The sequence below is a fragment of the Amycolatopsis sp. NPDC059021 genome, assembly GCF_042739895.1.
Classification (GTDB): Bacteria; Actinomycetota; Actinomycetes; order Mycobacteriales; family Pseudonocardiaceae; genus Amycolatopsis.
This window is the reverse complement of sequence record NZ_JBHYIQ010000042.1, coordinates 1-10,340: the sequence shown is the minus strand read 5'-3', so window position 1 is coordinate 10,340 and position 10,340 is coordinate 1. Positions and strand designations below refer to the sequence as shown.

The following is a 10,340-nucleotide window of genomic DNA, read 5'->3' as shown; positions in this document are numbered from 1 at the left end:
CGCCCTTTCCTTGCAGGAGTTGCCGGTTATGCGCCGGGGCCGAGCTGCACCAGCACCACCTGACCCGCCGCCGCGCTGCTCGCCGCCTGCGCCGCGTCAGCACCGACCACGACGTCGACCGTGACCGCGCCGGTCGAATCCGGTAGGCCGACACCGAGCACCCGCGCCCGAAACGACCCGGCAGCACTCGCCGGAGCGGAACCCACGTCGGTTCCAGGACCTCCGGCGACCGGGGTGACCTGAACCAGGTCACCAGGGGAAAGCCCGCGAGCGGGTAGGTGGCCCGGTTTCACCGGCAGCCCGACCAGTCGCTCGCCCGGCCCCGGAACCGGCTGCGCGGACAGCTGGCCGCGCGTGAGCACGCTGCCCGCAGGCAGCATCGAACGCGCGACCTTGCCGACCACATCGGCCCGCTCGGTTGCGGGGATGGAGGCCACGTGCGGGTCCGGGACCGCTTTCGCGACACCGAGAACACCGTCGGACAGCGGCTGGCCCCAGCCGACGTCCCGGGTCACCACCACGACCTCGACCCGTTCGTCCTGGCCTGCGATCAAGGCGTAGTTGCCGACGCCGACGACCGCGGCCAGCACCGCCGCCACCGCCAGCAGCCACCACCGACGCCGACGCGGCACCCGCGGACCACCGGACTCCTCGATCGACTCAGCGGCCGACGGGTCGTCGCCGCGTGACCGCGGCGGCCGGGAAAAAGACACAGCACTACCCACGGGGCAACTCCTTACCCATTCCAGAAATTCGATTCGCTATATCCACATCCGACAACGAAAAACTCGACGGAATGCAGTTGTGAAAACCTCCGTGCGCGTTAGTTCGCGCGCAATGCTTGCACCTCCGCGACCACGAACGTCGCCGACGCCCGCGACATCATCTGCGGAAATACACCACCCACTGCCGCGGTTCCGTCCGAGCCGGTCCAGCTGACCGACCACCCGATCGCCCACTCCGCCCGGACCTGATCATTCGGCTGCCCGTACGAGGATCGTGTGTAGACGGTCCCGCAATCGGGGCTCGCGGCATGCAGGCCGTACGAGCGGTCATACGGAGTGCCCGGACCGGAACACAACATCGAGCCGCCCATGCCGGAGGTGAACGTCATGCCGACCGGGGTCGCGGTCACCACGGCCCATACCGGGCCGACCTGCACCCGCCGCACCGCCGGTGTCCAGACAGCGCGGTCGGTCCATATCCAGGTGTTCTCCCCGACGATCGTGGCGTCCCGGCCATCCGGCAATCGCACATCCGGCGAATGCCGCGGCACGGGCAACGGCAATCGCAACTGCTCAAACGCCTCCGTCGCCAACTGCGCAGGCGACGGCAACGGCGGTGGGCCAGGAGTAGCCGCAGGCCCGGCGTCAGCCGGAGCTGGAGGCAGACAACGCAACCCGAACGCACTACCACCCGGACGCCCAGCACCCGGCACACCACCGGCCCCGAACCCGCCGAGAAAACAACCCGGAGGAATCCCGCTCGGCGAATCCGCGATACCTCCCGAACCAGCACCCACCTGCCGATCCTGGCCAGAGCCAGTCGACCGCGGTCCCGGCCCGCCGGGCCGGACAGGGGCTTGGCCCCGCTGTTCCAGCGCGCGCATATCCACACCTGGGCGGGTGTTCTGACCGTACGGGTCAACCGGCGTGACGATCACCTGGCCGTCATCGCCAGCCCCCTGGGCGACGGCGGGAGCCGGGAAAGCCGCGAGCAAGCCGCCGGCAGCGGCCAAGCAGACCGGGAAGACCTCGAATGGGCGAGTGTGACGCATCAGCAAGCACCCCCGGGAAAGTCGAGCTGGGAGACTTTCCACTGTCCGTCCGCCGGGTCCCGAGCCAACGTTGCGTGTACTGGCATTCGAGGCACACCAACGGTTTTCGGTTTACCCGTGTTGGCATCCGCCTGTCCTGCGTGTGAGGCGTCCTGGCAATCCACAACTTTCGCCGTGGCGCCGACGACCTCGACCGAGGCAATCCGCACCGTCACATCTCCATAGGTGGTCAGTCCCAGCCCCTTGTTGCGGTGCATCGCGTCCAACGTCGTGGACAACTGCGGCTCCACAGCGATTGCGGCCATTGCGTCGTGCCACGTGTTCTCCGGCTTGTGCGGCGTCTGCGCAGAGCGCGGCCAGTACTGGGTATATGCAGACTCGATCGCCTTGCGCTCATCCTGCTTGGACGCGCTCGGTACCGAGTGCGCCTGCGACGGAGCCGAGAGGTTGGGCGACGACGTCGGCGCCGGGGCATCCTTACTGCTACAACCCGCCAGCAGTACTGGTGTCAGAGCCGTGACCGACAGAGCAACGAGCCGCGGCCAACGACGGGTGCCGACGATCATCGCGAATTCCTCCCCTGTCCCTTCGACTGTGGCGTCCACACCGGCCGCGGCAAACTGGTCACGGCTGATTGTCCGTCTACGCGAACAGCATGCTCGCCAACGCGCCCGCCAGCAGGGACGGCCCGGCCGGAAACCGCGAATTCACGCGCCCGGAGCACATCACAACCACGAATGCGACCATAGCGGTGAGGCCGCTGGCTACCAGCAGTCCGCGCAGCAGCGCTTCCCAACCGCCCCAGCCCAGGTATAGCGCGAGCGCGCCGTACAAGGCGGTATCCCCGCCCCCGGTGTGCTCCGGCGCGCAGACTTGCACCAGCAGCGCCAGCGCCAGCACGACGGCCGACACACCATAGGCAAAGGCCAGCTGCGTCCAGCGCCCGTCGACCACCGCAGTGCCAAACAACACCACGGCACCGCCACCCGCGAAAACCGCGGTGAGTGCAAAAGGAAGACGCCGGCAGCGCAAGTCCACGAGTGCGAGGCTGAGTCCTAGCGCGCACGCCCAGCACCATGCCAGCAACATCGACGTCGCACCGAATCGCGTCCACCCAAGCACACACAACGACGCGGTCACTCCCGAGACCATGGCCGTGTTGATGCGGCGCGACCAGCCGAAACCCAATAGCGGCACGCCGGCCACCCGTTCTGCGACCTGAACTATCAGAGGCCCGACCAGCAGTCCCCCTGTTCCAAGCATCCACGCTGGGAGCAATTCCGCGAGCACCTCCCCGGTGGCAACGAAGCGGCGTACGACTTCGGACGGATCCGTGCGCACTGATCGCCGACGGCCCGATGCCACCTACGGCGATCCCGATTACTGGAGCCTTGCCTTCCACGAAACGTGACATTTCCTCACCTCCCGACATCTGCACCTGCGGGGTTCGGTTCCGTGATCTCTACCGTGGACCGCCGCAAGCCCTCGCAGGAGACGGGAATTTGCACAAAATCGGCTTGAGACACCGCGAATTTTGTGCACATTTTGTGCAAATACGAGAAGATCTCACCTCTACTCAACAGTAGAGCACGCTACGCACACGAGTGGTCACAGCACAGGTCGTTGGTATCCAGCCCTAGCGTGACGCGTCGTCACCCGGCCGACGACCAGGTTTCGTAGCCCGCGACGGCGCCCGGTCAACCGGCGCTCCCGTCTCTGGCGTCGTGGCACTTCAGCAATTCGGGTCGACATGGTCGGTCCTCCTTCGCCCGTCCGCTTCCATCGGGTTCTGGCGGTCTTCCGCCTTCCGCTGCGGCGCGGCCAGTGCGCAGTGACGGGCCGATGTCGAATTCTCGTTCCGCTCGGCCGGCCCGTCACCGCGCTGCTCCCGTTCCCCCGGACTCGGCTGTGTCCAGGTAAGACCGGTGTAGCTCACAGGCCTCCGCTAACTGCAAGGTAATCGCCCACTAACTCCGGACTCAGCAGCGCGTTCTTCACCCGTTCAGGCGAACCCGAAGGCTTCGGGAACACCGGATGCCGCTCTTCTGGCCTATAGCCGGTCGGCGCGTGGTAGGCAACGTGAGTGACTGACGGGGAGGGCGTTCCGTACCGCCAGAGCTTGCACGAGGCGCTGGAGATCCTGAACGGCAAGTGGACCATCGCAGTGCTGTCGACACTCGTCCTCGGCGAAAAGCGATACCGTGACCTGCAGAACGAGGTGAACGAGGCAGAGGCCCGGCTCGGCTGGACCTCGCACAGCAAGCCACTCAGCGACCGCGTACTGGCCAACACACTGCAACACCTACAACTGCACGGCCTGATCGAACGTCGCGCCGAGGAGGGCGGGAACTTCGCGGGAGTCTGGTACCAGTTGACATCTGAAGGGCGAGCGCTCCTGCATGCGCTGCACCCGTTAGCAACCTGGGCACAACGGCACCGTGAAATCATGGCGGAGCTCAAGTCGCAATGATCCTCACGTTGCTTCGACGACGCGGGCTTGGTTGCGCCCAGCGTCCTTCGCACCGTAGAGCGCGTTGTCGGCGGCGAGCAGCAGTTCGTCGAGGGACATGCCGGTCGCGGGGAAGTAGGCCGCGCCAATCGATACGGTCACGCTGAACGTTGCGCCGGTACTTTGCGCCGTTACGGGCGTGCTGGCAATGCGTTCGCGGATGCGGTTGGCCACAGCGAGCACGTCGTCGGCCGAGGCGCAGCCGGGCAGGACCACGACGAATTCTTCGCCGCCGAAGCGTCCGCAGAGGTCGTTGCTGCGTACCATCGCCCGCAATGTCTCGCCGAGGGCTCGTAGGGCGTCGTCGCCCGCGAGGTGGCCGTATGTGTTGTTGACCTTGCGGAAGTGGTCAATGTCGATCATGAGAATCGCGGCCGTCGTGCCGTGCTGGCGAGCGCGGTCGAGTTCGGCCTGGGCGATCGCACGCCAGCTCGCCGCATTCAGCAAGCTGGTCTTCGAGTCGGTGGTCGCGGCGTGCTCGAACTGCCGGATCAGCGCGGAGCGGTGCAGAGCGTAGAGCGGTAGCAGCATGAGAAGGGCAAGCCACGGGTGCCAAGCCAGGAGCAGCGCGGTCGCGGCTCCGAGGCACAGCGTCGCGAGTTCCAGGATGTTCTCGTTCAGCCGTCCGAGGAGTCGGCGTGCCGTCCGGTCGGCTCCGGCGAGCGCGATCGTGATGGCCGCGATCGCCGAGTTGACGACGTAGTAGAGCGCGATGATCGCCAGGACGCCCGCTGCTCCCAGAACGCCGCGGTCCAGGGCACCGGAAACGATGTCCAGTTCGCGTACCGCCCAGGCCGCGGCCTGGGTCGACACGATGACGTTGGAGACGTTGAAGGCGGTGCGCGACACGTAGAGCCCCGGCACGCCGCGCCAGCAGCGCACCCACAGGTGCGCATACAACACGACGGCCACAACCGCGGCGAGCGCAGGCGGAAGGACAAGAGCGCCGGCCAGGGTCCATACCGAGGAGAAGTTGACGTGGGGCGTGTCGCTGAACCTGCGGCGGCGTCGCTCGACTTCGTTCGCCATCTCGGCGGCGAGCACGCCGAGCCCGATCACGACCCCGCCCTCGAGGAGATCTTTTCCCGTGGCTGGTACCAGGACGGCGCCGAGCGCCACGGCGGCGAGTGCAAGGAGCTCGATGAACACCACGAACGCCCGGGCGTAAACGGAGTGTGACCAGACTGACCAGCCTGCGTTACCGCGGCGCCGCTCGGAATGTGCTGTCGCTGGTGATCCCTGCATACTGATCTCGCTTCCGTTCCCACGGGAGGGCCCGGCCCTCACGGTGCGGCCTCCGGGCCGCCGGACCCTCCTACCGCCGGCTGTCCCGGGAGGGGGTCACCATGCGTAACAAGGACGTCTGATCGCTCTCGATCCACTCGATTCACCGGGCAAGGCTCGTCTTCGGCAGCCCGCGGCTGCCGAGGGCGGGTTTCCCGCCACACGATCCCCGCCCCTGCCGCCAGCACCGACGCCAGCGCACCCGAGACCGCGACCGTGGTCACCGGGCCCAGCTGATCCGCGACGACGCCGGCGCCGGTGATCGCCACACCCTGCGAGCTGTAGACGCAGGTGCTGAACTTGCCCATCACCGCGCCCCGGCGCGAATCCGGGACGACGGCGACGATCACGGCCTGGAGTCGAATGAGATACACCGTCGAAAAGGCGCCGCAGATGGCCCAGAGCACCGCCGCCCACAACAGCCCCGGCAGAAACACGCACAGAACCAAAGGAAGCCCGGACGCGACGGCGGGGATGATCACCGACCGAGCCGACGGATCGGCGCTCCCGCGGCTGGCCCACCATCCGCCGATGACACTGCCGACCGGATCGGCGGCCATCAGCACACCGACCGCGAAGGACGCCGCTCCCACCGTGCCCGCATACGGAGCCGCGAGCCCCTCCGGCACGACCAAGAGCCCGATGAGCGAGGCAAGGATGAACACGGCGGCGAGCCGACGGTCAAACATACGGGCCCGCCCAGGCTCACGGATCTCGTCGACCTGGCGGCGTCGGGCGGCGGGCCGCGCGCGGACGAACAAGGCGATCACCAACGCGCTGATCAGGAACGTGGCGCTGTTGAACACGAGGGCACCGGACGCGCCGATCGCGGTGACCAGGATGCCGCCGAGGCCGAACCCGATCACCTGCGCGGTCTGCGTGCTGATCTGCCGCAGCCCGAGCCCGGCCTGGTAGTGGCCTTCCGGCAGAACATCGGGCAGCAGCGATAGCTGCGCTGCCTTGAACGGCGCGCCCGCCAAGGTCAGCCCACCGACCAAGCACCAGAGAGCAGGCAGCGGAAGGCCGGGAATCGCCATCGCCAGCGCGAGACATCCGCGGACGACGTCGGTCACCACAATGACCGCGCGCCGCGGGAACCGGTCCGCGAGACCGGACAGCAGGAACCCACCGATAAACGCCGGCGCGAACGTCAACGCATAGGTCAGTGCCGTGAGCGAGGCCGAGTTGGTCCGGCCGTAAACCAGGAGCGCAAGGGCGACTCGGGCGAGCTGATCTCCGGCTACCGAGAGCGTCTCAGCCAGCCACATCGCACGGAACTCCGCGCCCGCCAGCGCCGCTGCGAAGCTCCCTCGTCCGGCATCCGCCATAGGTCCGTCCCCTCCCCGGCGTACCCAAGCCCGACCGGCAGCCCCCGCCCGCGAACCTGGACCAACCAAAATATGCCCGGAGCGTGCCCGACCCGATACCATCCGCAACTTTTCACTCGGATGCATCAGCTCGACTACGTACTGCAACTGTAGACGCGCTTCTCCACGACGGGTAGCCGTACAACTACTCAACTTCGACCGGCAGTCTGCTCGGCCGCAATTCAATTGCCGCGGCACGGCGCGGACAAGGCGGTCAGATGATGCTGGAGAAAGGTGGCGGACCGCCACGGGCATGGCCGCCGTCCAGCAGATGTTCGGCCGCACCGGCCGCATCGGCGCCGGGGAAACCGAAGGCAGGGCCTACCTCATCACCACCGAAGGCGAACACCCCGCCTGGCAGCAACGCCTCGTCGACGGCTACGCCGTCCACTCCCGCATCGCCGACACCCTTCCCCGACCACCTTCTCGCCGAGGCCGCCCAGGACCACCTCCACTGACGCCGAACACTGGTGGATCGGCACCCTGGCCCACCACCAGGGCACTCGCGACGTCGGCCCCGTCCACGCCGCCCTCGACCTGCTGCTCGAAGGCGGCTTCCTCGCTGAAAGCCGCCGCGAGGACGAAACCGTCCTGCTCACCGTCACCGAACTCGGCATGCTCGCCACGCGGCTCATGGTCAGCGTCATGACCGGCCTCGAACTGGCCGACTTCCTGGCCCAGCAACCGGTTCCGAACAACCTCGACGATGCCGAGGGGCCTGCTCGCCCGCGCCGTCGCCACCCAGGTCCCGCGATTCGCCAGTCGCGGACATGTGCAATGTCCAACCTGCCACCATCCGGCAATGGCGGCGTCGGGGCCTGCCCGCCGTCAGCACTCCGGAAGGGCTGCGCTATCGGGTATCGGACGTGCTGGACTACCACGCACACCGACGTCACCGCCGCGCCCAGCGCGTGGAGGTCCCCGGCACGCGGACTAGAGCACTGGGATGCCACTGAGGCAGCTCCGCAGCTTGCATCCCCGCCGCCGTGGTCTGGCCGAAGGGTGCTGCCAGGAAAGGATAAGTGGCACGCCAGGCTGAGGTCCACAAGAGTTGGACCGATTCCTTGTCGAAATGGCTGCCCAGCAGCTAGGCCCGGAGCCACCATTACACCCCTCGGCCGGGATCACGCCTATGCAGCGAAGTCCAGTGGTCTCAATGGAGATCCCGATCAGTCATCGCATTCACCACGCCAGACGAGGCTGGTCAACGTGGTGCCCCGGGTGAGGACGAATTTGTATTCGCCGGGGCCGGGGTTGAAGTGCAAGCACCTACCGAAGGTCTTCCCCTCGAAGATCCACGTGGCTTGAATGTGGTCGCGGCCCGGCTGGGGCGCGCCGTTGTTAAAGACTGTCGAGCCACCTATTCCAGCTGGCTGCGAGCCGAACCAGTTCCTGGCAGTCTTGACCGCCGCAGGCCCTTGAGTGGCGTCCACATAGAACATGCAGGCATACCCCCTGGGGCAGTCAGGTGGGTTGGGCTCAGCGGACGCAACAGGTGCGATGGCAATCATGCCTACCAGAGCGGCGGAGGCGGCCACCGCAACAGCAGTCAGCTTGCGCATAGTGATTCCTCCTGATCAACCTTCTGGATATTCGCTTCGTGCGACTATCCGTAGCACCGACAGTGGAACATAGCGCAGGTGGGAGGGGTCCCGGGCGGCCCTCCAGTTTGCGCAGCCGATCTCTCTCCACAATTAGCTACTTCGTCGCGGTACGCCGCTTTACCGAGTGGTCGGGTGGACGGACATCTCCTTTTCTGATCCACCCGACCAGTCAGCGCTCCGGCAGTTGCGCGGCAGCGTTCAGAAACTCTATACCGAGAACTCTGCCGTCTGAGGCGAAATCGACTACAAGGGCTACTTCACTTGAAGGATGATTTACAGCGACGCTGCTGTCAACCTCACCCGGCTGCGTGGCGAAAAATCTCAGATACGCGGCGTTCGATTCTCGATTACGTTCTAAGCGAAGAAACTCACCAGACTGTGACACAGACGCCGCTGTCCCTGAGAACCACATACAGATTCGACTGCGTGTTGTGGTAGAGCCAGGTCCGCTGACGCGGTTGCCATTTTGCTGAGCCCCAGTAGAGAGTGACCGTGAGTTGCACGTCCTGCTGGGTCACACGGCGCTCACGCATACGCTGCGAGCAGTGTGGCTCCCAGCCGGTGACCACACTCGGGCCACCCTGGATCGAAACCGATGCTGGCGACGTGGTTCCGTACGACCGGGTCGTCGTTTCGGTCGCCTGAGCAACTGCTCCTGACATAAGCGACAACACGAAGACGCCTGCCATCACCGCACTCAGTTTTCGCGCGGCGTTTCGGTCGGGCTTATTGGCCATGACTGCCTACTCCTCTCCCGTCTTTCAGTACCACGAAGGACTGTGGCATAACCTGGACGGGACCGGTCCCAGTTTCGCTGACACTGCGACCCGTTCGGCGGTCTTAAGAATTCTTAGTAGCGCTTATATCCTCTGCGGTCGGTTTCCTGCTTTGGGGAAGACCCTTCGTGTCCCGACACCACGGAGGCAGGTTCACGAGGTTGGTGCAGCGCCGGACACCGACGAGGACGCGGTGGTGGAGCCTTGTCCCGGGCCGCAGACTCGTCGGAGTGCGTGCGCACGCGCGCCAGCCGCCGACGGCCGAGTCTTTCCTGGCCGCGGTAGGTGGTCGCGGCGTAAGCCCTTAGCTGACAAGGGAAAGCGTGACAGTCACGGTGGCGACGGGCGGCGTGACTGCACTACTCTCCACCCCAGGCACCCGTCTGCCCGCACCACCGACAGGCGGGTTCACTCGCTCGGCAGTGCGGCTTCGTGGACCGGCTGCACCAGTTCACCGGTGCGCCGCACGTCGTCCAGCGCAGCCACTGCCGCTGCCAAGCACTCGGCGTTCCACGAAGGTTCCTTCGTCTCCAGAAGCCCGATCAGGGCGCGGGTCGCCGCCGTGACCCCGTGCTGGGCGCGCAGCGCAGAGTACGCCAACTCCAGGTCTGTCACTTCGGCCCAACGCGCGGCCAGCTTCTCGGCAATCGTGTCCACGCCACCAAGTGTGTCGGTTACAAATCGATAACACCAAGGTGCGATCGAGGGAATCTCAGAACCACCCCACTGGTGACGGAGATGTTGCACCAGGACGCCGCCGCGGCCGAATCGCCGCCGGTCACCGCCCTGCCCAAGCGCGGACGTGCGCCCGGCGTGCAACACCCACCACCCCAACCAGGACGACGTGGTTCGGTCAGTATGCCGGCCCCACCACCGCGACCAGCCCCGCCGGGTGGACAAACACCCAACCCCCCACACCCCCCCCCGGGTGCGCCCTGTCACGCCCCCCCCCTGGGTGGGTTTTACCAATTTTTTGGGGGGGCACAACCCCCAACACCCCCAGCCGGGGGTGTCCCCCGGACC

Annotated in this window: 13 protein-coding genes; 1 reads left to right on the top strand and 12 read right to left on the bottom strand. The window is 66.4% G+C overall.

Going from position 1 to position 10,340, the window contains the following annotated elements:
* Positions 1 to 26: 26 nt before the first annotated feature.
* The 4 genes from ACFWX1_RS24110 to ACFWX1_RS24095 form a co-directional block, all read right to left on the bottom strand.
* Positions 27 to 725: an SAF domain-containing protein gene (locus ACFWX1_RS24110; RefSeq protein ID WP_378390818.1), complete on the bottom strand. Its 699-nt coding sequence runs from the start codon at positions 723 to 725 to the stop codon at positions 27 to 29.
* A 98-nt stretch (positions 726 to 823) separates the two neighbouring features.
* Positions 824 to 1,318, bottom strand: a complete 495-nt coding sequence (locus ACFWX1_RS24105) for a hypothetical protein (RefSeq protein WP_378390817.1) — start codon at positions 1,316 to 1,318, stop codon at positions 824 to 826.
* A gap of 458 nt (positions 1,319 to 1,776) precedes the next feature.
* Entirely contained in the window at positions 1,777 to 2,343 is a 567-nt protein-coding gene (locus ACFWX1_RS24100) for a hypothetical protein (RefSeq protein ID WP_378390815.1), read from the bottom strand.
* Positions 2,344 to 2,419: 76 nt separating this feature from the next.
* On the bottom strand, positions 2,420 to 2,983 hold the full coding sequence (locus tag ACFWX1_RS24095; RefSeq protein WP_378390813.1) for a methyltransferase: 564 nt from the start codon (positions 2,981 to 2,983) through the stop codon (positions 2,420 to 2,422).
* A gap of 877 nt (positions 2,984 to 3,860) precedes the next feature.
* On the opposite strand from ACFWX1_RS24095, the gene ACFWX1_RS24090 reads away from it, so the two are divergent.
* Positions 3,861 to 4,247 carry a winged helix-turn-helix transcriptional regulator gene (locus ACFWX1_RS24090; protein ID WP_378390811.1) on the top strand — a complete coding sequence of 129 codons (387 nt, stop codon included), beginning with the start codon at positions 3,861 to 3,863 and terminating at the stop codon, positions 4,245 to 4,247.
* Between the two features lie 3 nt (positions 4,248 to 4,250).
* Here ACFWX1_RS24090 and ACFWX1_RS24085 read toward each other — a convergent pair whose 3' ends face one another.
* The 8 genes from ACFWX1_RS24085 to ACFWX1_RS24050 form a co-directional block, all read right to left on the bottom strand.
* Positions 4,251 to 5,438, bottom strand: coding sequence for a GGDEF domain-containing protein (locus ACFWX1_RS24085; protein WP_378390809.1), 1,188 nt, complete (start codon positions 5,436 to 5,438; stop codon positions 4,251 to 4,253).
* A gap of 131 nt (positions 5,439 to 5,569) precedes the next feature.
* Positions 5,570 to 6,898, bottom strand: coding sequence for an MFS transporter (locus ACFWX1_RS24080; protein ID WP_378390807.1), 1,329 nt, complete (start codon positions 6,896 to 6,898; stop codon positions 5,570 to 5,572).
* A gap of 253 nt (positions 6,899 to 7,151) precedes the next feature.
* Positions 7,152 to 7,328 (bottom strand): hypothetical protein, encoded by a 177-nt coding sequence (locus ACFWX1_RS24075; RefSeq protein WP_378390805.1) that lies wholly within the window; start codon positions 7,326 to 7,328, stop codon positions 7,152 to 7,154.
* A complete protein-coding gene (locus ACFWX1_RS24070; RefSeq protein WP_378390803.1) occupies positions 7,316 to 7,678 on the bottom strand; it encodes a hypothetical protein in 363 nt (120 codons plus the stop codon). Before ACFWX1_RS24070 ends, ACFWX1_RS24075 begins: the two co-directional genes overlap by 13 nt.
* A 428-nt stretch (positions 7,679 to 8,106) precedes the next feature.
* The gene (locus ACFWX1_RS24065; RefSeq protein ID WP_378390802.1) at positions 8,107 to 8,499 is read right to left on the bottom strand and encodes a hypothetical protein; all 393 of its coding nucleotides are present in this window, start codon (positions 8,497 to 8,499) and stop codon (positions 8,107 to 8,109) included.
* Between the two features lie 211 nt (positions 8,500 to 8,710).
* A complete protein-coding gene (locus ACFWX1_RS24060) occupies positions 8,711 to 8,953 on the bottom strand; it encodes a DUF2283 domain-containing protein (RefSeq protein WP_378390800.1) in 243 nt (80 codons plus the stop codon).
* Entirely contained in the window at positions 8,910 to 9,278 is a 369-nt protein-coding gene (locus ACFWX1_RS24055; protein WP_378390933.1) for a hypothetical protein, read from the bottom strand. Before ACFWX1_RS24055 ends, ACFWX1_RS24060 begins: the two co-directional genes overlap by 44 nt.
* A 447-nt stretch (positions 9,279 to 9,725) precedes the next feature.
* On the bottom strand, positions 9,726 to 9,974 hold the full coding sequence (locus ACFWX1_RS24050; protein ID WP_378390798.1) for a hypothetical protein: 249 nt from the start codon (positions 9,972 to 9,974) through the stop codon (positions 9,726 to 9,728).
* Positions 9,975 to 10,340: the final 366 nt, after the last annotated feature.